At 57.2% G+C, this 21,128-nt stretch carries 23 protein-coding genes; 15 read left to right on the top strand and 8 right to left on the bottom strand.

Translation table 11 applies throughout. From position 1 onward, the window contains the following. Positions 1–78: 78 nt before the first annotated feature. Positions 79–1,125 carry a methyltransferase domain-containing protein gene (locus ACR0BU_RS07455; RefSeq protein ID WP_480735747.1) on the top strand — a complete coding sequence of 349 codons (1,047 nt, stop codon included), beginning with the start codon at positions 79–81 and terminating at the stop codon, positions 1,123–1,125. Between the two features lie 195 nt (positions 1,126–1,320). Here ACR0BU_RS07455 and ACR0BU_RS07450 read toward each other — a convergent pair whose 3' ends face one another. Next, positions 1,321–2,232: a LysR family transcriptional regulator gene (locus ACR0BU_RS07450; protein WP_480735745.1), complete on the bottom strand. Its 912-nt coding sequence runs from the start codon at positions 2,230–2,232 to the stop codon at positions 1,321–1,323. Between the two features lie 107 nt (positions 2,233–2,339). On the opposite strand from ACR0BU_RS07450, the gene ACR0BU_RS07445 reads away from it, so the two are divergent. The 10 genes from ACR0BU_RS07445 (at position 2,340) to ACR0BU_RS07400 (ending at position 11,716) form a co-directional block, all read left to right on the top strand. Then, the gene (locus ACR0BU_RS07445) at positions 2,340–3,116 is read left to right on the top strand and encodes a CmcJ/NvfI family oxidoreductase (RefSeq protein ID WP_480735744.1); all 777 of its coding nucleotides are present in this window, start codon (positions 2,340–2,342) and stop codon (positions 3,114–3,116) included. A gap of 13 nt (positions 3,117–3,129) precedes the next feature. Next, the gene (locus tag ACR0BU_RS07440; RefSeq protein ID WP_480735742.1) at positions 3,130–4,095 is read left to right on the top strand and encodes an LLM class oxidoreductase; all 966 of its coding nucleotides are present in this window, start codon (positions 3,130–3,132) and stop codon (positions 4,093–4,095) included. A 12-nt stretch (positions 4,096–4,107) separates the two neighbouring features. Further along, a complete protein-coding gene (locus ACR0BU_RS07435) occupies positions 4,108–4,896 on the top strand; it encodes an SDR family NAD(P)-dependent oxidoreductase (RefSeq protein ID WP_480735740.1) in 789 nt (262 codons plus the stop codon). A gap of 91 nt (positions 4,897–4,987) precedes the next feature. Further along, positions 4,988–5,833, top strand: coding sequence for an enoyl-CoA hydratase/isomerase family protein (locus ACR0BU_RS07430; protein WP_480735738.1), 846 nt, complete (start codon positions 4,988–4,990; stop codon positions 5,831–5,833). Positions 5,834–5,969: 136 nt separating this feature from the next. Then, positions 5,970–6,806, top strand: a complete 837-nt coding sequence (locus ACR0BU_RS07425; RefSeq protein WP_480735736.1) for a zinc-binding dehydrogenase — start codon at positions 5,970–5,972, stop codon at positions 6,804–6,806. Between the two features lie 362 nt (positions 6,807–7,168). Next, positions 7,169–7,663, top strand: coding sequence for a GFA family protein (locus tag ACR0BU_RS07420; protein ID WP_480735734.1), 495 nt, complete (start codon positions 7,169–7,171; stop codon positions 7,661–7,663). A gap of 184 nt (positions 7,664–7,847) precedes the next feature. After that, positions 7,848–8,933: an ABC transporter ATP-binding protein gene (locus ACR0BU_RS07415; RefSeq protein ID WP_298934835.1), complete on the top strand. Its 1,086-nt coding sequence runs from the start codon at positions 7,848–7,850 to the stop codon at positions 8,931–8,933. A gap of 121 nt (positions 8,934–9,054) precedes the next feature. After that, positions 9,055–9,837 (top strand): 5'/3'-nucleotidase SurE, encoded by a 783-nt coding sequence (surE, locus tag ACR0BU_RS07410; protein ID WP_299892601.1) that lies wholly within the window; start codon positions 9,055–9,057, stop codon positions 9,835–9,837. Beyond that, positions 9,834–10,484, top strand: coding sequence for a protein-L-isoaspartate(D-aspartate) O-methyltransferase (locus ACR0BU_RS07405; RefSeq protein WP_480735732.1), 651 nt, complete (start codon positions 9,834–9,836; stop codon positions 10,482–10,484). The genes surE and ACR0BU_RS07405 overlap by 4 nt, the downstream gene beginning before the upstream one ends. Before the next feature lie 62 nt (positions 10,485–10,546). Next, on the top strand, positions 10,547–11,716 hold the full coding sequence (locus ACR0BU_RS07400; RefSeq protein ID WP_299892607.1) for a peptidoglycan DD-metalloendopeptidase family protein: 1,170 nt from the start codon (positions 10,547–10,549) through the stop codon (positions 11,714–11,716). Positions 11,717–11,777: 61 nt separating this feature from the next. Here ACR0BU_RS07400 and ACR0BU_RS07395 read toward each other — a convergent pair whose 3' ends face one another. Next, positions 11,778–12,449 (bottom strand): helix-turn-helix transcriptional regulator, encoded by a 672-nt coding sequence (locus ACR0BU_RS07395; protein WP_298934839.1) that lies wholly within the window; start codon positions 12,447–12,449, stop codon positions 11,778–11,780. Positions 12,450–12,479: 30 nt separating this feature from the next. Further along, positions 12,480–12,785 carry a hypothetical protein gene (locus ACR0BU_RS07390; RefSeq protein ID WP_299075748.1) on the bottom strand — a complete coding sequence of 102 codons (306 nt, stop codon included), beginning with the start codon at positions 12,783–12,785 and terminating at the stop codon, positions 12,480–12,482. Positions 12,786–13,006: 221 nt separating this feature from the next. Here ACR0BU_RS07390 and ACR0BU_RS07385 point away from each other — a divergent pair, with 221 nt between their 5' ends. From ACR0BU_RS07385 to ACR0BU_RS07370, 4 genes are all read left to right on the top strand, one after another. After that, entirely contained in the window at positions 13,007–13,222 is a 216-nt protein-coding gene (locus ACR0BU_RS07385; protein WP_120635614.1) for a twin-arginine translocase TatA/TatE family subunit, read from the top strand. 6 nt (positions 13,223–13,228) lie between these two features. Beyond that, on the top strand, positions 13,229–13,687 hold the full coding sequence (gene tatB, locus ACR0BU_RS07380; protein WP_299075745.1) for a Sec-independent protein translocase protein TatB: 459 nt from the start codon (positions 13,229–13,231) through the stop codon (positions 13,685–13,687). Then, complete coding sequence (gene tatC, locus ACR0BU_RS07375; protein WP_299075742.1) at positions 13,684–14,604, top strand: twin-arginine translocase subunit TatC; 921 nt, start codon at positions 13,684–13,686, stop codon at positions 14,602–14,604. The genes tatB and tatC overlap by 4 nt, the downstream gene beginning before the upstream one ends. 116 nt (positions 14,605–14,720) lie before the next feature. Further along, positions 14,721–15,563 carry an ATP-binding protein gene (locus ACR0BU_RS07370; RefSeq protein WP_299075737.1) on the top strand — a complete coding sequence of 281 codons (843 nt, stop codon included), beginning with the start codon at positions 14,721–14,723 and terminating at the stop codon, positions 15,561–15,563. A 59-nt stretch (positions 15,564–15,622) separates the two neighbouring features. On the opposite strand, the gene ACR0BU_RS07365 is transcribed toward ACR0BU_RS07370, so the two are convergent. The 5 genes from ACR0BU_RS07365 to radA form a co-directional block, all read right to left on the bottom strand. Next, positions 15,623–16,267 carry an SDR family NAD(P)-dependent oxidoreductase gene (locus ACR0BU_RS07365; RefSeq protein ID WP_480735730.1) on the bottom strand — a complete coding sequence of 215 codons (645 nt, stop codon included), beginning with the start codon at positions 16,265–16,267 and terminating at the stop codon, positions 15,623–15,625. 42 nt (positions 16,268–16,309) lie between these two features. Next, on the bottom strand, positions 16,310–16,558 hold the full coding sequence (locus ACR0BU_RS07360; protein WP_298934845.1) for a hypothetical protein: 249 nt from the start codon (positions 16,556–16,558) through the stop codon (positions 16,310–16,312). A 283-nt stretch (positions 16,559–16,841) separates the two neighbouring features. Continuing rightward, positions 16,842–18,365 (bottom strand): amidophosphoribosyltransferase, encoded by a 1,524-nt coding sequence (gene purF, locus ACR0BU_RS07355; RefSeq protein ID WP_480735728.1) that lies wholly within the window; start codon positions 18,363–18,365, stop codon positions 16,842–16,844. Between the two features lie 657 nt (positions 18,366–19,022). Then, positions 19,023–19,616 carry a CvpA family protein gene (locus ACR0BU_RS07350; RefSeq protein WP_298934847.1) on the bottom strand — a complete coding sequence of 198 codons (594 nt, stop codon included), beginning with the start codon at positions 19,614–19,616 and terminating at the stop codon, positions 19,023–19,025. A 42-nt stretch (positions 19,617–19,658) separates the two neighbouring features. Next, entirely contained in the window at positions 19,659–21,023 is a 1,365-nt protein-coding gene (radA, locus tag ACR0BU_RS07345) for a DNA repair protein RadA (protein WP_480735726.1), read from the bottom strand. Between the last annotated feature and the right edge of the window lie 105 nt (positions 21,024–21,128).

Genomic DNA, 21,128 nt, shown 5'->3' with positions numbered 1-21,128 from the left:
CAAAACAGGTTCTAGCGGATTGCGCAGCACCTATACCTGCTTTAGCTGAGAGACATTCGAGAACAAAGGAGCACCGGGATGAAGCATGAATCCGTACAGAACTATTATGGTGAAGTGCTGCAAGGCAGTGCCGATCTGCAAACCAATGCCTGCTGCACACCGGATGACATGCCAGATCACCTTAAGGGTATTCTGTCGCAAATTCATGATGATGTGCTGACCCGTTACTATGGCTGCGGATTGATCGCGCCGCTGGATCTTGAAGGGATGCATATTCTTGATCTGGGATGTGGCGCAGGACGGGACGTCTACGCTCTGTCCGCGATGGTGGGCGAAAACGGTCGCGTTGTTGGCGTCGACATGACCCCCGAACAGCTGGACGTGGCGCGCGCGCATCAAGACTATCACGCAAAGACCTTTGGTCATGCGAGCAGCAACGTGGAATTCCATCACGGCTTTATCGAAAAGCTGGAGGAACTGGACCTTGCGCCCGGTTCCTTTGACATCATCGTGTCAAACTGCGTGATCAATCTGGCCACCGATAAAGAGGCTGTTCTGAGAGGAGCGCACCACCTGCTAAAAGACGTTGGCGAGATGTATTTCTCGGATGTGTATGCCGATCGCCGCGTGCCAAAAGCGATGGCCGAAGATGAGGTGCTGTATGGTGAGTGTCTATCCGGCGCACTGTATTGGAACGACTTCCTGTCTATGTCGCGTGCTGCTGGCTTTGGCGACCCACGCCGGGTGACGCATCGCCCGCTGACCATCGAAAACCCCGCGCTGGAACAGCGCGTGGCCCCGTTGAACTTCCTGTCGGCCACGTATCGTCTGTTCAAACTGCCCGAACTGGAACCAGCCTGTGAAGATTATGGCCAGGCCGTCATCTACAAGGGCACGGTGCCACACGCACCGCATGAGTTTGCGCTGGATGATCATCACATAATCGAGGCCGGCAAGGTCTTTCCGGTTTGCGGTAATACTTGGATGATGCTGAAAGACACCCGCTTTGCCCGGCACTTTGAGTTCATAGGCGATTTCTCGACCCATTATGGCATTTTCGAAGGCTGCGGCGGAGAAAGCCCGTTTGAAGCCAACGGCGAGGTTGCTTCCGGCGGCTGTTGCTGAGGTTGTCGGACCTAATAAGGCGCGATCTGGAAGCTTTCGGTAAACCTGTCGAACTAGGTTGGCAGGTTCTTTTGACATAGTGTCCGCTTTGCGGACAAAGCGGACTTTTGAGATTGGATAAGGCATGTCCGCTTTGCGCCTGGTCCTCAACCTTGGCGTCAGGATGTCTGAAAGCGCACTTGACCTACCCTGCGCTCATGTTTCCCAAGGAGGCTTTGCGCCAATCTCCGCGACCAGAAAGTCCATGAACACCCGCACTTTCGGGGACAATACGTTGGACTTGGGATAGATCAGCCACAAGACATTGTCTTCACTGGCCTCAAAGCTTGGAAGAACCCGTATCAAACGGCCTGACTTCAGTTGGTCATGCACGCTCCATAGAGCGTTCAATGAAATACCTGCTCCAGCAAGCGTGGCGCGGACCTGGCTTTTACCGTCATCGATAATCAATTGACCCTTCGCAGATGCAGGATCGAAAATGGCGTTCTCGCCTTCCGGCCCTGTCAGTGGCCGCGGCTGGAGGTTTTGGAAAGCGATCAGACGGTGGCTTTTCAAATCGGCTGGTGTTTCGGGAACGCCGTGCTTGTCGAGGTAGTGTGGCGCAGCACAAAGAATACGCTGGTCATCAGCCAGTTTGCGGCCCTTCAGGCTGGTGTCGACGAGTGGCGCGTTCCTGAGTGCTAGATCATAGCTTCCTTCGATCAGGTCGAACTGCACATCCGACAGGCGCAGATCGAGCTTGAGATCGGGGTGCTGTTCAAGGAACTTAGGCAGGATTGGCGCGATGTAGAGCTGAGCAAAGCTGCTTGGCGCGGCAAAACGCAATGTACCCTTGATCGTTGTCGTTTGCTTACCCAACGCAGCAAGTGCTGCCTCTTCCTGCGCAACGATCTCGCGGGCGAAGGGCAGGAAATCGGCTCCTTCAACCGACAGCGACACTTTGCGCGTCGTGCGGTGCAAAAGCTCGGAACCCAGGTTCTGCTCCAGCTTGGCAAGCCTTGCGCTGGAGACCGCTGGGACCATGCCCAGGTCACGCCCCGCAGCGCTGATGTTCAGCAATTCTGCCGCCCTTACAAACAATCGAAGCGCATCTGTGTCTAAGCCCATTATATTCAATATCCGAATTATAAATCCATAATTGAGCAGTTTATCTGCAGTCTGATCGAAGTTAAATCCCTTTCACAGACACAACAGAGCTTATGCAGGAGGCGCAAATGACACGGACAGCCACAGTCAACTACCATGTTCACAAGTCTTATCGGCAAGCCTTTGAACTTGATGCTGGCGGGATCGCAGGCAACCTGATTTCCCCTGAACTGGCAGCGACATCTGTTGTGCTAGCGGACAACCGCACAACGACTTCTTCAGTTTCATTTGCGTGTGATGCCGTTGAAATCACGTCACTGAAAACGCAGGTCCGAGACTTTGCAGGCGACGGCTGGAAACCGATTTACGATACGGAACTAAAGGCGATGCTGCAGGACAGGCTGGGTGCGCGAGAGGTTGTGGTTTTTGATCACACCGTCCGGGTGGATGACCCCGAAGCAACGCGTAAACCGGCGCGCAATGTCCACAGTGACTACAGTAGAAATGGAGCCGAGAAACGCCTCGTCGATCTGTTGGGCGTCGAGACCGCAGCGGAATGGGCGCAAGGACACTATGCCTTTGTCAATGTATGGCGTCCTGTGGATCATCCTATAAACTCGGCACCCCTAGGCTTTGTTCGCCCGTCGTCCGTTGACCCGTCTGACTGGATTCTGCTGGACCTGGTCTATCCCGACCGCAAGGGGCAAATCATGGGGCTGGTGGGAAATCCTGATCATGAATGGATATATCAATCCAAGATGACGCCGGATGAGGTCGCAATCTTCAACATCTATGACAATCAAGGACTACCGTCGATTGCGCATAGCGCGCTCGATATGGTCGAGGATCCAAACGTCACTACCATTCGCAAAAGCATCGAGAGCCGCACTTTGGTGCGCTATTGAAGGAGGGCCAGATATGTTGGATGAAATGCAGCCGACTGGGTTTGCCCAAGTCAACGTGGCCTACAACCGAGTGTTCCGTCCCGGGCGACTGAGTGTTGGCCTTGTGTTGCCTCTCGAAGCATATGCCGTCGGCGCAGAACCAACGCTACGGGATCATCTGGAAGCGGCTCAGAAAGCCGAGGAACTTGGGTTTGCAGCACTTTGGCTGCGGGATGTGCCTTTCAATGTTCCAAGCTTCGGTGATCCCGGCCAAATCTTCGATCCGTTTGTCTATCTGGGTGCGCTGGCAGCAGTGACGGGCCGGATTGCGCTTGGAACATCGAGTGTGATCCTGCCATTACGTCACCCCGCTCATGTCGCCAAGGCGGCAGCGACGGCTGATGTGCTGTCGGGTGGGCGTCTGCTGTTGGGTGTTGCTTCTGGTGATCGCCCTGAGGAATACCCGGCGATGAACCAGAGCTATAATGACCGTGGGACGCGTTTCCGCGATAGCTTTGGATACATCCGTGCGGTTGGATCGGCTTACTCCAAGCATGAAAACGCACTGGGCAAACTGCCTGGCGAGATTGACCTATTGCCAAAGCCGCACGGAACGCGCCTGCCGATGCTCATAACAGGTGGCAGCCAGCAAACACCCGATTGGGTGGCGCAGAACGGAGATGGTTGGATGACCTATCCGCGCAGCGTGGTGGCTCAGGGCCAAGTCATTGCAGACTACCGGCGACTCGTGAAAGCAGCAGGCCAACTGGATAAGCCTGTCATGCAATCGCTCTATGTCGATGTCGTTGCCGACCCCGCTGCGCCTCCGCGCCCGATCCACCTTGGGTTTCAGTCTGGCACCAACTTCCTGCGCAGCTATCTGCACGAGATTAAAACGCTCGGGGTCAATCACGTCGCGCTGAACCTAAGGTTCAATCAAGCGCCCATCTATACAACCCTCGAACATCTGGCGGACACTGTGCTGCCTGACTTTTCCTGAAGGATCAGACCGATGAAAAAGACTATTCTCATTACAGGTTCAACCGACGGCATTGGCCTGCTGACAGCAAAGAAGCTGGCAGCCGATGGGCACAAAGTGCTCTTGCATGGTCGCAGTTTACCCAAATTGGAGAGTGCTGCCACCGAAGTCGGCGGCGATGTCGAAACCTATGCCGCTGATCTGAGCGATCTGTCCGCGGTGCGAAAACTGGCCGAAAGCGTGCGGGCCAAGCATGGCAAACTGGATGTGTTGATCAACAACGCAGGTGTGCTGAAAGCCCCGCAAACCGTGCTTGAAAATGGTCAGGATATTCGCTTTGTCGTAAACACCCTTGCGCCATATCTGCTGACCGAATTGCTCTTGCCGATCATTCCTGCCGACGGGCGTGTGGTGAATCTGTCATCGGCGGCACAGGCCCCGGTGAACCTTAAGGCAATGCAGGGTAATGTGCCGCTGGCGGATATGGAAGCCTACGCCCAAAGCAAGTTGGCGATCACCATCTGGACCCAGAATTGGGCTAAGTCGCAAGCCGGAGCACCAGTTATGGTGGCTGTAAATCCCGGATCACTTTTGGCCTCCAAAATGGTGAAAGAGGGCTTTGGCGTAGCTGGGAACGACATGACCATAGGCGCTGATATTCTGATTGATGCGGCATTGGGAGAGCGGTTCGCCAATGCTTCCGGCGCTTATTTTGACAATGACAGCGGAGGCTTCGCGGATCCGCATGCCGCAGCACTGGACAAAGGTCACGTTGCCGACGTCATGAACACCATCAGAGGTTTGATTAGCCAGACCAACTGACCCGCGCGGCGCTAAAGCGCCAGCCACTTCCAACTTTAACACTCCCTTACCCTCACGCGTGCTGCGTCGAGGCCCAAGAAAGGACTGCCTGATGAAATACGAGAGCTTTCAAACCTTTGACGTAGCCGTTGAGAACGGCATCGCCACAGTGACATTCAACTTTGGCTCTGTGAACGTGCAAGGCCAAGAAATGCTGGCCGATCTCAACAGTCTGGCCATGCGCTTAGAGCGCGACCGCGACACCAAAGTCGTGATCTTTCAATCTGCCAACCCGGAAATCTGGGTCTGCCACTATGACACCGACCTGCTCAAGGACATGTCGACTGAGGCGGTATCCCGCGAAGATGCTCAGCTCTTGGACCTGCAGTCAGTCTGCGAACGCATCAGCAAGGTGCCGCAGGCCACCATCGCGAAGCTCGAAGGTTTTGCACGCGGAGGCGGGCACGAATTAGCGTTGGCGCTCGACATGCGCTTTGCCACGCGGGGAAAGTACAAGTTCATGCAGATGGAGGTCGGAATGGGCATCCTGCCCTGCGGCGGTGGCGCCTCGCGCATGGCCCGTCAAACCGGCCTTGGCAAAGCGCTTGAGATCATCCTGAGCGCGCAGGACTACGACGCGGATGATGCAGAGCGTCTGGGCACCATCAACAAAGCTTTGGAGCCGGATGAAATAGGCCCGTACGTGACAGCGCTGGCCGAGCGGATAGCACAGTTTCCAGCAGAGTCGATCAATGCCTGCAAACAGATGGTCTATGAATCGATCGACAAGCCAATTGATGAAGCGCTGAAAGCCGAAGCCTATTGGCTTTATCAGGCGACCAGCAAGACCCCAGCCGTCAAACGTTTCACCATCGCTGATGAACAAGGTCTGGAACACGACATCGAGAACCAGCGCAAATGGGGCGATCTGGTGATGCAGGTTCAGGACATCAACTGACCACCCCGAAACACAATGATCTTGTCAGGCGTGCATTGTTACGATGTGCGTCTGATGCAACATCCCAAAGGAACACCTTAATGAAAGCATTGGTTTTAACGCCTATGGATCCGACGCGCCGTTCGCGCTTACTGAAATGCCTGACCCTGTCACGACATCCGGATATGTAGTTGTCAAAGTGGCCGCGACCAACGTCAACACCGTCGATACAATGATCCGAGGCATGGGCGCGGACCTATCTCTGTCCACCAAATTACTAGCTGTGCTTGGCATGGATTTTGCTGGCACAATCGTCGCAATTGGCGAAGGCGTCAGAGATTTTGCCATAGGCGATGAGTTATATGGCTGTGACGGTGGGTTGAGGGACATCCCGGGCTCTCTCGCAGAGTGCATTAGTGCAGATGCCCGCCTTATTGCATACAAACTCAAGACGCTGAGGATGCGAGACGCCGCAGAGCTGCCTCTCGTCGGTATCACCGCCTACGAAGGGCTGAGCCGTGCTGGTGGTGGCGAAGGGCAGACCGTGCTGGCGCAAGGCGGTGCCGTTGGCGTTGGTGTTATTGCCATCCAAATCGCCTGTCACCCTGATGCCAAAGTGTCCGTAACAGGCCGCGGCGCAGATCAGGTGGCCCTGATCGAGAACCTCAGGGGGCGTCCATTGGATTTCACAATGCAACAAATCGAGGACTATGTGGTAGAGCATACCGATGGCATGGGATTCGATGTGGTTTTCGACAGCGTGGGTGGGCCGAACCTGACGAACTCGTTCGAAGCCGCCAAGCTCAATGGCCATGTCGCCTCAACGGTCGAGATTGATTCGACGCCTGTGCATTTCAAAGGTCTGTCTCTGCACTTCGTCTTCATGTTGATCCCGCTGAATCGCAATATCGGACGGCAAACCCATGGTGACATCCTGAGGATATTGGCCGACATGGCAGATGCGGGCGGGCTTAGACCAGTAGTCGACGAGTAAAGGTTTGGTTGGGCCGATGTCAGTGCAGCTCATACGCAATTGACTAGTGGATCTGCGGTCGGCCAAGTCGTTGTGGAGCTGTGACAAGATTCGGCTGGGATTGGTGCGCATATTGACCTTGCGCACCAACTCAGTTTGAGCTGCAATTGATATCGCCTATCAGTGCTTGGCTGGCTTTAGTGCAAATTGCAGCATAGGTTGCTTTAGGGCTCGCTGCGGACGTTGCGCCAGAAGGTTGGGTACGTAGACTGCATCCAGCGACGGGCTCTGTTTCTGTTGCGCACGGGGCTCGAAGTGTTCGGCACAGCAGTTCCTAAGTCTGTTTGCGTTCCGCAAGTGACGAAAGAAAGTGAGAGTCTCCGATGGTATGTCCCAAACCTCCGTATGCAGGCGCCTGCCTTTGTGGTGCTGTGCGGGTCAAAGTGACCGCGTCGCCGCTTTTGACCCTGGCGTGTCATTGTCGCGATTGTCACAAATTCAGCGCGAGCGCGTATTCTCTCACGACGATGTTTCCTAGCGACAGTTTCTCTTACACTGGCGAAGTGATCAAAGGCGGTCGCCATTCAAGCGGACGGACGCATTATTTTTGTGCGTCGTGCCTGAATTTCATCTATTCCCGGATTGAAGGGGCGGATTGGCGAGTTAACCTGCGGACGTCAGTGCTGGACCAAGCCGCGTCGTTCGAACCGTTCGTGGAATTGATGACTGATGAAAAGATGCCTTGGGTGGATGTGCCCGTCGTTCACAGTTTCTCTCAGTTTCCTCAGTCACTCGACGACTTACAAACGCTTCTGGATGGCTACGCCGAATGGTGGCAGAGGAGCGGAGGAACAGATGAGCCAACGCGGCGATCATAGCCACCGGCCATCCCATATACGGCATTGGTCAATCTAGGCTTGGAATTGGCATCATGTCGTTTCCGGAACAAGGTGGGCTGAGGCGTGTTGCGCACGTAAGCTGATCGCTTGCGCCTGAGGGGCGGGATTGCTATCTCGGCCCAAGCCCGATGAAATTGATCGGGAAAGGCAACGGGGTCCATTGGTGACAGAGAACGCAGCTCCTCCTCGGTTGGAAATTCGAAATCTGGTCGCCCGGTATGACGGGCGGGTTGTGGTGGATGATGTTTCACTGACCGTGCAGGCGGGGCAGGTGACCTGTTTGCTGGGCCCGTCTGGTTGCGGAAAATCCACGACGCTGCGAATGATCGCGGGTGTCGAGATGCAGGAAAGCGGCCAGATCTACGTCGATGGCAAGCTGATTTGCGACACGGTGTTTCGGGTGCCGCCCGAGCGGCGGGAAATTGGCTTGATGTTTCAGGACTTTGCCCTGTTCCCGCATCTGAGCGTAGCCAACAACGTGGCGTTTGGCCTTAAGGGCAGTAAAGACGATAAACGCGCCCGCGTGGAACAGCTGTTGGCCAAGGTCGATCTGATGCGCTTCATCGACGGGTTTCCGCATCACCTGTCGGGGGGCGAGCAGCAGCGTGTCGCGCTAGCACGTGCGCTGGCCCCGCGTCCGCGCATCATGCTGATGGACGAGCCCTTCTCGGGGCTCGATAACCGTTTGCGCGATGGTATCCGTGACGAAACGCTGGCAATCCTTAAGGAAGAAGACGCTGCTGTTCTGCTGGTCACGCACGAACCGGAAGAGGCGATGCGCATGGCCGATGAGATTGCGTTGATGCGGGGCGGGCGTATCGTGCAGCAAGGCGCGCCCTACAATGTGTACACACGCCCCGCGGATAAAGCCGCGGTCTCATTTTTCAGCGATGTCAACGTGTTGCGATCGCAAGTTAACGGGGCATTGGCCGAGACACCTTTTGGTCAATTCCTGGCGCCAGGGGTTCCGGACGGAACAGATGTCGAGATTGTCTTTCGCCCGCAACATATCAAGCTGGATTTCGACCGTAACGGCAAAGGTCCCCTGCCGACGGCCACGGACGGAGTTGCCGCACGCGGTGTTGTCGAGCGGGCCCGGTTTTTAGGCAATGAAAGCCTCGTCGAGTTCCGTATGGACTATGACGGCTCGATCCTAAGGGCAACGGTTCCGAACGTGTTCGTTCCGGGTCCGGGGAGGGTCATGTGGCTAACCATTCGACGTGACAGGTGTTTTGTATTTCCGGTCTGACAGGGTTTGCCCCGCAGTTTCCAACTAAGTGGTGCGCGAAAGCCGCAGATTGTGGCGGCGCGTCGCTTGCTGCAACGCGGTGGCGCGTCTATCAAGGGCCAAACGCGGGGGTGGAACGGGCATGCGTATTCTTCTGACCAACGATGATGGGATTAACGCTCCGGGGTTGATCACGCTCGAGGCAATTGCAGCGGATCTGGCCGGACCCGACGGTGAGGTCTGGGTGGTTGCACCCGCATTCGAGCAATCGGGCGTTGGGCATTGCATCAGCTATACCCATCCCATGATGGTCGCAAAACTGGGGGACCGCCGATTTGCCGCCGAAGGCTCACCCGCGGATTGCGTTTTGGCCGGGTTGCACGACGTGATGACCGAATGCCCGCCGGATCTGGTGTTGTCAGGGGTGAACCGGGGCAACAACTCGGCCGAAAACACGCTGTATTCGGGGACAATCGGTGGCGCGATGGAGGCCGCTTTGCAAGGTGTGCCCGCAATCGCCCTGTCGCAGTATTTCGGACCGCGCAATCTGGGTTTGGAAGACCCGTTCGAGGCCGCCAAGCGGTTTGGCGCCGATCTCGTGCGCCGCATTTTGGACGCCACACCAGACGAGCAGGGCGATTACAGGCTGTTCTACAACGTGAACTTTCCACCGGTTCCAGCCGATGAAGTTTTGGGCACTCGTGTCGCGCCGCAGGGCTATCGCAAGGATACCCGCTTTTCGGTCGAGCCGCACAGCTCGCCTTCTGGGCGACGGTTTCTCTGGATTAAGGGCGGATACCAGCACAACCCAACCGCGCCGGGAACAGATGCCGCCGTCAATCTGGAAGGATATATCTCGGTCACACCGATGCGTGCCGACCTGACGGCCTATGATACGCTGGAGGCGTTGAAGTCGATCGAATGAGCGGACTGGACCCAGAAACAGTGATGCAATTCCTGTTCGCCCTACGCAAGCGGGGCGTGACAGATGCGCGTGTTCTGGCTGCGATGGAAAAGGTTGACCGAGGCCGGTTTGTTACTGGCCTGTTCGCGGACCGGGCCTACGAAGATATGCCACTGCCCATCGCATGTGGTCAGACGATCAGCCAGCCTTCAGTTGTGGGGTTGATGACTCAGGCCCTGGACGTGCGCCCACGCGACACGGTGTTAGAGATTGGCACCGGGTCGGGGTATCAGGCAGCCGTCCTGTCCAAGCTGGCGCGCCGTGTCTACACAGTCGAGCGTCATCGGCGTTTGGTAGACGAAACCGGCAAGCTGTTCAGCGAAATGGGGCTGACCAATATCACTTCGATGTTGTCAGATGGATCCTATGGTTTGCCCGAGCAGGCACCGTTTGACCGGATCATTGTAACAGCCGCCGCCGAGGACCCGCCAGGACCGCTCTTGGCGCAGCTTAAAATCGGGGGTATCATGGTGCTACCCGTGGGACAGTCGGATGCGGTGCAGCAGCTTATCAAGGTGACGCGTACCGAGGACGGTCTGGACTATGACGAATTAACGTCTGTTCGTTTTGTGCCTCTGCTTGAGGGGCTTGGGAAGGACGAGACGTAAAGGACGTATCGAATTGGTCGCCGGAACCCCGGAAAACAGGGGCAGGCGTTGAGGACAAAATGATGAGAGCAGTTTCCAAATCAGCGATACGCCGCTGTGCGACAGGGGTTGCCGCACTGGCGGTCTTGGCCGGGTGCGAAGGTCCGTTGGACTATGATCTGCGCGGTGAAGTCGGCGGATTTTCGACATCGCCAGCCGCGCTATCCGCAACTGCCAACAGGCCAGCACCGGATGGGCGCGGCGTTATCACCTATCCCAACTATCAGGTCGCCGTTGCCCGCCGGGGTGACACGGTTGCAGATGTGGCCGCCCGTGTGGGCCTGCCCGGAGGGGAACTGGCCCGGTTCAATGGCCTGCAACCCAATGACGGGCTGCGTGATGGCGAAATCCTTGCCCTGCCGCGATCGGTCGGCGGTGCGAGTGGCGTAGACATTGCCACAATTGCTGGCACAGCGATTGATCAGGCACCCGATTCTAGCGGTGTTCAGACGACGACATTGGAGCCCGCCAAGCCCAAAGCCACCACGGCGCCCGTGCAGCCCGGTCCAGAGCCGACGCGACATAAAGTGAAACGTGGCGAAACCGCCTATACGATTTCGCGCCTGTACAACGTACCGGTCGAGTCGCTGGCCGAATGGAACGGGCTGGGGCCCGATTTCGCAATCCGGGAAGGGCAGTACCTGCTTATTCCCGTCAAGGACCAGGCGGCCCCTCGGCAAACCGCAGCGGCTGCTCCGGTTGCTGCGACCGAGGTGACTCAGCCGGGACAGGGCTCACCCACACCGACCCCGCCTAGTGCGACACAACCATTGCCGGAAGAAAAGATTGAGGCGGCTGAGGCGCCGGATGTCACAGCCGAGGCGCCCAGCAATTCCACCGGATCAGGGGCGTTGTCTCTGCCTGTGTCGGGTAAGATCATTCGGACCTACGACAAGGGCAAGAACGAAGGCATCGATATCGCAGCTGCCCCGGGGACCTCGGTTGAAGCGGCCGAAGCAGGAACAGTTGCGGCCATCACGGCGGATGCAGACCAAGTGCCAATCATAGTGGTCAAGCACACCAACGATCTGCTGACCGTTTACGCCAATGTCGAAGGCATCACCGTCAAAAAGGGTGATCGGGTTCGGCGCGGTCAAAAGATCGCTGCGCTGCGCGGTGGCGACAATGCCTATGTACACTTCGAAGTGCGTAAAGGATTTGAATCTGTCGATCCCGAGCCATATCTGAAGTGATCTCGGTGCCGCCCGTACCCGGCCATCTCGCTGATAAAGCTTCGAAGATAATCACGCGGTATCAGGCGGTTGGGTCATAGTCACTCAACTGTTTTCCGGGCTCGTCCGCAAAGACTTCGGGCATAGGTGTGACGGTTTCGATCAGGTCGATACGGAAGACGCGAAAGCCATCTCGCAATTCGCACCAGGCGGTCAGCGTCCAAACTCGCCCCCAGTATTCCATATGGAGGGGGCGGATCACGCGATCTGTCAGAACACCGTCGATACGGCGATAGGACAAGCGTAGTTTTTGACGGGATTTGATCGCCGCTCGGATCGGGGCCATATGGGCCAGCCCACGCGCGGCATCTGCAAAGGGATAGACGGCGAATTTCCAGGTATCGGCCTCGGCCACGACCTGTGTCGGCAGCACAGCATCGATCTTGTCGGCAAGCGACCCCGCAGCCGCCTTCAGGTCGGGATCAGCTGCCTCGGCCACAATGGCCATGCCAAGATTCAGCGCTTCAAGCTCGGCGGGTGTCAGGTTCAGCGGGGGCAGGGTGATCTGCTCGCGCACCATATATCCCACACCACGCTCGCCCTCGACCGGAACGCCCGAAGCAACCAACGTGTCCATGTCGCGATAGATCGTGCGGACCGACACCTCAAGCCGGTCTGCAATGTCCTGCGCGCGGTGTAATTTGCCGTCGCGCAGGATCTGAATGATATCAAACAGTCGATCAGTGCGGCGCATTTGCTTTCCTCGGGCGCGCCGCCCTGTCCGTTACGATGTCATATTCCATAGCACATGCTCATGTCTGACCTGAACGCTGTCTGGCTGCATAGTGGCCATCAGGGCCGAGGCAAAATTCTGCTCCGGGAATTGCGCGGCGGCATCTTTCGCGGACTGCATGTCCTGCCAAATCACATAATCGGTCCATTGACCTTCCTCGCCCAGACTGAGCTGACGGTGCATAAAGCCGGGCGCTGAACGCACGAACTCTTCCGAGGCCTGACTGAGTTTCACGAACTCTTCCGAGGTGGTGCCATTGGCCAGCTTGAATGTTACAATTTCTGCGACTTGGGTCATCTGAGTCTCCGTTGACTGGGTTTAGATGCCCTAGACCTAGCCACCATCAACTGACATAAACCTGTCAGTTGAAAAAGGCGAGCCCTTAGAAAATGCCCAAACTCATCAATTTCGGGCCCTCCAATGCCTCAGATCTCTTTCTGCAGAGCGCTTTGGGTCGTAAACACAACGCGAAAACAGATTTACGGCGCGCGTAGCGTCGACGCACTAGGAGAAAAGACATGCTTAACAATATCGGTTTACCCGGCATCCTGCTCATCGCAGTTGTGGTTCTGGTCCTGTTTGGACGCGGAAAAATCAGTTCGCTGATGGGCGAAGTCGGCAAAGGCATCACTTCGTTCAAGAAGGGTGTTAAAGAAGGCGTGGAAGAGGGCGAACAGGAAGCCTCGGAACTGGCCAAGGACGTCACGCCGGAAACCGAAAAAGACAAGGTCTAATTCTCAATGTTTGATCTGGGCATGACCGAGCTTCTGGTCATCGGCGTCGTCGCCCTGATTGTGGTCGGGCCAAAAGACTTGCCGGTGTTGTTCCGCAATGTTGGCAGATGGGTTGGCAAGGCGCGGGGCATGGCGCGTGAATTCAGCTCGGCGATGAACGATGCGGCTGATGAGGCCGGCGTGAATGAGATCAAAAAGGGGCTGAATGCCGCGACCAACCCGGTCGGGAGCGCGATGGACGGCGTGAAAGAGGCCGCGCAAGACATGGCCAAAAGCATCGATCCAACCAAGTTCGATCCAGACAGCGAAACTGGCAAGCTTGCGGCCGAACGGGCAGAACAGGCCAAGAAAATTCAGGCCACGACCGCCCGTGCTGCGGCCGAACGCAAGGCCAAAGAAGCTGCTGACGCACTGGCAAAGGCAGAAGAGGCCGAAGCCGCGCTGAACACTGAAAGCAAAACATGAGCAAGACCGACGAAATCGAGGATTCCTCGGCCCCTTTGATTGAACATCTGGCCGAACTGCGCACGCGGCTGATCCGGTCCGTCATCGCGTTTGTTATTGGCATCATCGTCGCGTTCACGGTGGCCGAACCGATCTTGCAATTTTTGGTGCAACCGATCGAGGCAACGCTGCGTGCCCTGGGTGATCCTGCGCCGACGCTGCAATATACGTCGCCTCAGGAATACTTGTTCACGCTGTTCAGGATCTCGATGGTGTTCGGGTTTGCGCTGGCGTTCCCGGTGATCTCGTACCAGTTGTGGCGCTTTGTGGCACCGGGGCTTTACAAGTCTGAAAAGGGTGCTTTCATGCCCTTTCTTGTCGCGTCACCGTTTATGTTCCTGCTGGGCGCATCCTTTGCGCAGTTTGTCGTTACGCCCTTGGCGATGCAGTTCTTTTTGGGCTTTGCAGATGTCAGCTCGATTTTCGCCAACCTGCTGTCAGCCACAAGTGGCGATGTACCTGAAGAAATCGTTGTTGTCCCTGAAACCGCTGAAGGCGTGAAAATCACCTTCTTTGGCAAGGTCAACGAGTCCTTGGACATCACACTCAAATTCATCATTGCGTTTGGCCTGTGTTTCCAGTTGCCAGTGTTGCTGACCCTTATGGGCAAAGCCGGGCTGGTCAGTGCCGAAGGCCTGGGCAGCGTTCGAAAATACGCGATGGTAGGCATCCTTGTCTTGGCTGCGCTGGTCACACCGCCAGATGTGATCACTCAGATCATCCTGTTTGTCGTGGTCTATGGTCTGTACGAGGTCTCCATCTTCCTGGTGGCACGTGTCGAGAAGAAGCGCGAAGAAAAACTGCGTGCCGACGGTTATTACGACGACGAAGCCGAGGCAGACGATGACCTGATGCAGGACTTCGAAGACGACAAGTAATGTGCTTGTGAAATTGGATCAGGCGCGCCCTTGTTTGGCGCGCCTTTTTCATGTGCAGCCCTTGTTGCGCGGGACGGAACATGATTGAAACCCTGCGAAATACTCCGGAGGAACCGATGGACGATCAAGCCCTGAATCGTATTGCCGACGCGTTGGAGCGTATGGCACCAGCACCTCTGGCCGCGCCCGATTTCAACGCCGCTTCGGCTTTTGTATGGCACGTGGATCCAGATCGGCTGGTGCCGGTTGCGCAGGTCAATCGGGTCGATCTGGACTTGCTGGTGGGCATCAATCGGTCGCGGGATACTCTGCTGGATAACACGCGTCGGTTCGCAACCGGCTTCAAGGCCAACAACGCGCTGCTTTGGGGCGCGCGGGGGATGGGGAAATCCAGCCTAGTGAAGGCGGTTCATGGCACGTTGCACGCGGATCATCCTGACCTGAAACTGGTGGAGCTGCAGCGCGAAGATATGGGCTCGGTCGCGCGCTTGCTAAACCACCTGCGCGCCGCGCCGCACAGGTTCATCCTGTTTTGCGATGATCTGTCTTTCAGCCATGATGACCAGCACTATAAATCGCTCAAAGCGGTTCTGGATGGCGGCATCGAGGGCCGACCCGAGAATGTGGTGTTCTACGCTACCTCTAACCGCCGCCACCTGATGCCAAGGGACATGATCGAAAACGAACGCTCCAGCGCGATCAACCCGTCCGAGGCGGTTGAGGAAAAAGTATCGCTGTCGGATCGTTTTGGCCTGTGGTTAGGCTTCCACCCCTGTGATCAGGACGAATATCTCGCCATGATCGACCGCTACTGCGCGGCTTATGGCGTTACTGTCGATGCGGAAATGCTGCGGGCTGAAGCCATTGAATGGCAAGCCACGCGCGGCGCGCGCTCAGGCCGCGTCGCTTGGCAGTTTTTTGTCGATCTGGCAGGTCGCAACGGCGTCTATATCGCATAACGCGCCGCTTCATCTGGCTAAAAATATCCCCGCCGGAGGCATGGCCCGAAGGGCCATTCCTAAATCTGAGCGAGAACTTGCGCGGCTGCGTCCGACGTGCTGGTAAGTGCATCGCGGTCTTCACCGGGATGAAACCGGGCCCGTACCGCCGTCGGCATAGGCGCAGGTTCGACGATCGAAACCCGAGGTCCGGTGCGCTCGGTCTCAGCTGCCCAGCTGCGCGCCAGGGCCATCTGGGTCGCTTTGGTCGCACCGTAAATGCCGTAGAATTTCTCTCCGGCTTTGGGGTCGTCAAAGAATACGGCATGCCCGGCCTCACCCAAAAGTGGTGCAACATACGGGATCAGGATTGACGTGGCATTGGCATTTGTATTGATCGCCTTGGTCCATTCCTTGGGGTCGACAAAATGCGCAGGCGTAAGGGCCGAGGTATGGATTGCGGTATGCAGCCACAGATCGATCTTGCCCCAACGATCATGAATGCCACGGCACAGGGTCGCCATGGCGTTGGGGTCCGTGATGTCCATCGGCGCCAAAGTGGCCGAGCCACCTTTGGCCTGAATGCGGTCGTCCAGCTCTTCCAGCCCGCCGGTTGTGCGGGCCACGGCGACGACGTGATAGTCGGGCACCAGCGCCTCGGCCAAGGCTGCACCCAATCCGCGAGAAGCCCCTGTGACAAGGGCGATTTTGGTCTGATCGGTCATGACTGCGGTTTGACCCGCCGCACGCGGGGCGTCAAGACGCGATTAGCTGCCGGGGATGGCGATCCGCTTGGTTTGGCCGCTTTGTCGCAGCATAATCCCATGTTCGTCGATGGCAACCACCGTGCCCGAGGCGACCCGGCTGCCGGTTTTCACCTCTTTCACACGGCCGGATGACAGTCGCATCAGAGCATGCAGGTCAGCTTTCGGCCCAAATATCCCCAGAACCGAGACCGAATTCTTTTTCAACGCGCCCTTTTGAGTGGCCGCGCTTTTGACAGTGGCGTTTGACATGAAATGCGGTCAGGGCAGGGCCCCAACCCCTTTTTGGTGAGTGGTGGTCAGGTGCCGGCTATCAAACGGGATAAGGGAACAAAAGACTGCCGCAGCGTCGCAAAATCTCATCTGACACGGGCTTTCTGGAACCCCTTGCTAGACCGTCATATTCTGGATGGCATCGTGCGCGGATTTCTACCGGTGACGGCAAATGGTCAGGCGAAACCGGCAATACATGCCGCGGCACTAGATATCCAAACGCATTGCGATTCGGGTCGAGACCGCCTGTCGATGCCGGTGATCAACCCGAGGCGAGCTTGGCTGCATTCCACGACCCGCCCGGAACTTGCATATCCTCCCGCTTTTTGCTGACGCGGGTGCTGTTTTCCAGGCTGTCCAGATAATCCGGGCTGACACTGCCGGTGATGTATTCGCCGTCAAAACACGAACAGTCAAACGCCTCGATGTCAGGATTGCCTTCTTTGGCGGACCAGATCAGATCGTCCAGATGCTGATAGAACAGGGCGTCTGCACCCAGTTCTTCGCGGATCTCTTCGATGTCTTTACCGTTTGCGATCAATTCGTGTTTTGTCGGCATGTCGATGCCGTAGACATTTGGATATTTCACCGGCGGTGAGGCGCTGGCGACGTAAACTTTCTTAGCACCTGCTTCCCGGCACATCTGAACGATCTTCTTGATTGTGTTCCCGCGCACGATCGAATCGTCGATCAGCAAGACATTGTGGTCTTTGAACTCCAAAGGAACCGCATTTAGTTTGCGTCGTACGGATTTCTGGCGTTCTTCCTGACCTGGCATGATGAAGGTCCGTCCGACATAGCGGTTCTTGACCAGACCTTCCCGATACGAAATGCCGGTGGCCTTGGCGACTTCCAGTGCCACAGGGCGGGCGCTGTCAGGGACCGGTATGATCCGATCGATCTCAAGCCCTGCGGCCTCAATCTGGCGTGCCAGCGTCTGGCCCATGCGCATTTGGGTTTTGTAAACGGATACACCGTCCAGCATCGAATCCGGACGCGCCAGATAGACGTATTCAAAGATACAAGGTGTCAGCTGGCCGTCGACTGCCTGGAACGTGTGCATGTTGCCGTCCAGATCGATCAGGATGGCCTCACCCGGCTTGACGTCCCGCAGCTTGTCAAAACCATTGATACCAAAAGCTACGTCCTCGGACGCAAATGCATAGTCGTCGCCTGCGCCATCGGCCTCACGTTTGGCAACTGACAGGGGGCGAATGCCATAAGGATCGCGGAAGGCCAGCATCCCGACGCCCGCCACCAGACAGATCACCGAATAGGCGCCCTGAACACGTTCCATAGTCATTTTGACCCCAGCAAAGATGTTGCGGATCGGGTCGGCGTTACCATTGACCTTGATCGCATCGGCGACTTTGTCGGCCATCACGTTCAGCAGAATTTCGGAATCCGACGTGGTCCGCAGGTGTCGGCTGTACTTGCCGGTGACCTTCTCGCGCTGCGCGGCGGTGTTGGTGATGTTGCCGTTGTGAACCAGATAGATGCCGTAGGGCGCGTTCACGAAGAACGGCTGCGCCTCAGACGCGCTGAGCGATCCTGCTGTTGGATAGCGGACATGGCCCATGCCGATTTTGCCCATAAGAGTCTCGGCATCGCTGGCATTGAAGACGTCCTTCACCAGACCGTTGGCCTTTTTCTCGCGGAAAAATTCGCCATTGTAAGTAACGATACCCGAGGCGTCCTGGCCGCGGTGCTGCAACATCAACAGCCCATCATAGATTTCCGCAAAGACATCATGTGTCCGGCTTGCGATCCCCAAAATCCCACACATGTACGGGCTCCAACTTCTATGATTTTTTGACGCGAGGTTTGACTGGCCGCCGGGATCGGATCATTTGCATCGAGGGCGCATAGCGCGTGATTTCTGCTGTTCTTGACGCCAAATAGGCGAACATCATAGCCGCGGCAGCAAATGAATACAGAAAGAACAAGATCGGCGGCTCCGATTCCGTGACGGGTTGGGTTCCACATAATGCCTAACAGCGGCGCTGTCATCAAAGGATCACAAACACCTATTGCCGCAGGTCACATTTGTGTTCGGCAAAGATACAGCACGAGGTTGGTGACATGCGCAAACATATATGCTGTCATGTTGATGCGTCGGTGCAATTCTTATTCCAAAGTCGCAGGCAGGGTTCGAGTATGTGGCAAAACAAACCTACCTATCGCAAAGAAGAAAAGCCCAAGCGGCGCTGCCATCGGTGCCAGGGTATGGGGCGGGCGCCCTGTCAGATTTGCAACGGGACGGGTGAAGTGATCAAAAGCCGCGATGTTTATGGCAAGCCGATCAGCAGCCGTTGTGATGGGTGTTTCGGGGTGAAATCAAGCCGTTGCACTGTCTGCGGCGGAGAAGGCTTCGTCTGAGTGCTGCGCAAGAAAAAGCCCGGTCAAACGCCGGGCTTAGATACAAACTTGTGAACTTGTGTAATCAGCTGTCGGAGGGTGCCGCTTCGGCAGGTGCCTCGGTACCAGCGGTACAGCTTGCCACCAGCTCTTCATACTGTTGTGTCACCCAGCCCAGAGCTTGTTCTGGGTTCTGCTCTTCGATTTGCGAGCTGAACTGTTCGAACACTTTGGCCGAGCGGCTTTCGTCAACGATCGTATAAGACTGACCGGTCATTACGGTGTCGTAGACAAAGAAGGCGATGGCCACCAACAGGATGCCGCGAGCAATACCGAAGAAGAACCCCAGCGCCTGATCCAGCCCGCCAAGCGCCGAGCGCTGCACCAGCGAGGAAAACAGCGGTGTGAAGATGCTGACCACGATCAGGGCAATTGCAAAGACGGCTGCGAAACCGGTGATCACCGACAATTCACAGCTGTCGCGCAGGAAATCTCCAACCACCGGGATTTCCTTGACCAGCGGTACCGCTTGTGGCGCGAAAATGAACGCCAGAACGGCGGCCGCGACCCAGCCTATGATGGCCATGACTTCGCGCATGAACCCGCGCGAATAGGCCAGCAGGCCCGACAGAACGATGATCAGGGCGACCACCCCGTCAATAATTGTAAAACCTTCCATGGCCCTCGCCTGTTCTTTTTTTCTGCCCCTCAGGGCGCGACCTTAACCTGCTCCGAAGGTTTCGCCAACAAACCCCACCAAATCAGAGGGTCGGGTGAGTGTCAGACCTGCCACAGTGCCGGTTTTGCCACCTGCCGGAGCAATCGCAGCTGTGAAACCAAGTTTTTGCGCTTCTTTCAACCTGTTTTCGGTCTGCGGGGCCGGCCTAAGTGCCCCAGATAGCGAGATTTCTCCAAAAACAACGGTATCAGCGGGCAGGGTCGTGTCTTCGCGCGCGCTCAATAGTGCGGCGGCCACTGCCAGATCGGCTGCAGGTTCGCCAATTTTCAACCCGCCGGCAACGTTGAGATACACATCAAGCCCGGCAAAGGGAATCCCGCAGCGGGCCTCGAGCACCGCGAGGATCATCGCCAACCGCCCGCTGTCCCAGCCTACAACGGTGCGGCGGGGTTGCGAATGCGGCGATGGGGCAACAAGGGCCTGTAGTTCCACCAGTACGGGCCGGGTGCCCTCGATCCCTGCGAATACAGCAGACCCCGGGCTTGGTGTGCCGCGTTCGGACAGGAAAAGTGCAGAGGGATTGGTGACCTGAGCCAGCCCCTTACCGGTCATCTCGAACACACCGATCTCGTCCGCCGGACCAAAACGGTTCTTGACGGCGCGCAGGATGCGGAACTGGTGGCCGCGTTCGCCTTCGAAATAGAGCACGGTGTCGACCATATGTTCAACAACGCGGGGACCCGCGATCTGGCCTTCCTTGGTGACGTGACCGACCATGATGATCGACACCCCGTGTCGTTTCGCAAACGTGGTCAATTCATGCGCTGCAGCACGAACTTGTGACACCGAGCCGGGGGCACTGTCGACATTGTCGGCCCACATGGTCTGGATCGAATCGATAATAGCGAGGCCGGGTTTCTCGGCCTCAAGCGTGGTCAGGATATCGCGCAGGTTGGTTTCGGCCGCCAGTTGCACCGGCGCGTCCTCGAGCCCAAGGCGCCGGGCGCGCATCCGAACCTGAGCGCTGGCCTCTTCGCCCGAGACATAGATTGTTTTGACGCCGGCCCGCGCAAACCGAGCGGCAGCTTGCAGCAGCAGGGTCGATTTCCCGATCCCGGGATCACCGCCGACCAGAAGGGCCGAGGCTGGCACCAGACCACCCCCCAGCACGCGGTCGAGTTCGTCCACGCCACACAAGGTGCGTGGTGCCGGGGCTTCGTCGGTCGCCAGATCGGACAGGACAATGGACTGACCGCGCTTTCCACCCAAAGACTTTTTGGCCGGGCCAGCTGACAACGGTGCGTTCTGTATGATGGTGTTCCATTCGCCGCAGCCGTCACAACGCCCGGACCAGCGAGTATGCGTCGCGCCGCAGGCTGAGCAGGAGAAAGTTGTCGTCTTTGCCATGGCGCCCTTGGTGCCCGAGGACGGGCGGTTCTTCAAGCCCTTGCGGGCTTTCCTCACCGCCGGTGGCGCGCCGCGTCCTCAGGCCCTGCGGGCCATCGGGTGCGG

It is taken from the genome of Ruegeria sp. CK2 (assembly GCF_056536585.1).
This window is presented reverse-complemented; position numbering and strand designations above follow the sequence as displayed.

Bases quoted from the DNA above. Each gene is read 5' to 3' on its own strand.
- ACR0BU_RS07450 (WP_480735745.1), bottom strand. From the start codon at position 2,232: ATGGGCTTAGACACAGATGCGCTTCGATTGTTTGTAAGGGCGGCAGAA.
- ACR0BU_RS07365 (WP_480735730.1), bottom strand. From the start codon at position 16,267: ATGACCGATCAGACCAAAATCGCCCTTGTCACAGGGGCTTCTCGCGGA.
- tatC (WP_299075742.1), top strand. From the start codon at position 13,684: ATGAGCAAGACCGACGAAATCGAGGATTCCTCGGCCCCTTTGATTGAA.
- ACR0BU_RS07445 (WP_480735744.1), top strand. From the start codon at position 2,340: ATGACACGGACAGCCACAGTCAACTACCATGTTCACAAGTCTTATCGG.
- surE (WP_299892601.1), top strand. From the start codon at position 9,055: ATGCGTATTCTTCTGACCAACGATGATGGGATTAACGCTCCGGGGTTG.
- ACR0BU_RS07360 (WP_298934845.1), bottom strand. From the start codon at position 16,558: ATGTCAAACGCCACTGTCAAAAGCGCGGCCACTCAAAAGGGCGCGTTG.
- ACR0BU_RS07385 (WP_120635614.1), top strand. From the start codon at position 13,007: ATGCTTAACAATATCGGTTTACCCGGCATCCTGCTCATCGCAGTTGTG.
- ACR0BU_RS07425 (WP_480735736.1), top strand. From the start codon at position 5,970: ATGCCTGACCCTGTCACGACATCCGGATATGTAGTTGTCAAAGTGGCC.
- ACR0BU_RS07440 (WP_480735742.1), top strand. From the start codon at position 3,130: ATGTTGGATGAAATGCAGCCGACTGGGTTTGCCCAAGTCAACGTGGCC.
- radA (WP_480735726.1), bottom strand. From the start codon at position 21,023: ATGGCAAAGACGACAACTTTCTCCTGCTCAGCCTGCGGCGCGACGCAT.
- tatB (WP_299075745.1), top strand. From the start codon at position 13,229: ATGTTTGATCTGGGCATGACCGAGCTTCTGGTCATCGGCGTCGTCGCC.
- ACR0BU_RS07350 (WP_298934847.1), bottom strand. From the start codon at position 19,616: ATGGAAGGTTTTACAATTATTGACGGGGTGGTCGCCCTGATCATCGTT.
- ACR0BU_RS07390 (WP_299075748.1), bottom strand. From the start codon at position 12,785: ATGACCCAAGTCGCAGAAATTGTAACATTCAAGCTGGCCAATGGCACC.
- ACR0BU_RS07435 (WP_480735740.1), top strand. From the start codon at position 4,108: ATGAAAAAGACTATTCTCATTACAGGTTCAACCGACGGCATTGGCCTG.
- ACR0BU_RS07370 (WP_299075737.1), top strand. From the start codon at position 14,721: ATGGACGATCAAGCCCTGAATCGTATTGCCGACGCGTTGGAGCGTATG.
- ACR0BU_RS07420 (WP_480735734.1), top strand. From the start codon at position 7,169: ATGGTATGTCCCAAACCTCCGTATGCAGGCGCCTGCCTTTGTGGTGCT.
- ACR0BU_RS07400 (WP_299892607.1), top strand. From the start codon at position 10,547: ATGAGAGCAGTTTCCAAATCAGCGATACGCCGCTGTGCGACAGGGGTT.
- purF (WP_480735728.1), bottom strand. From the start codon at position 18,365: ATGTGTGGGATTTTGGGGATCGCAAGCCGGACACATGATGTCTTTGCG.
- ACR0BU_RS07405 (WP_480735732.1), top strand. From the start codon at position 9,834: ATGAGCGGACTGGACCCAGAAACAGTGATGCAATTCCTGTTCGCCCTA.
- ACR0BU_RS07395 (WP_298934839.1), bottom strand. From the start codon at position 12,449: ATGCGCCGCACTGATCGACTGTTTGATATCATTCAGATCCTGCGCGAC.
- ACR0BU_RS07455 (WP_480735747.1), top strand. From the start codon at position 79: ATGAAGCATGAATCCGTACAGAACTATTATGGTGAAGTGCTGCAAGGC.
- ACR0BU_RS07430 (WP_480735738.1), top strand. From the start codon at position 4,988: ATGAAATACGAGAGCTTTCAAACCTTTGACGTAGCCGTTGAGAACGGC.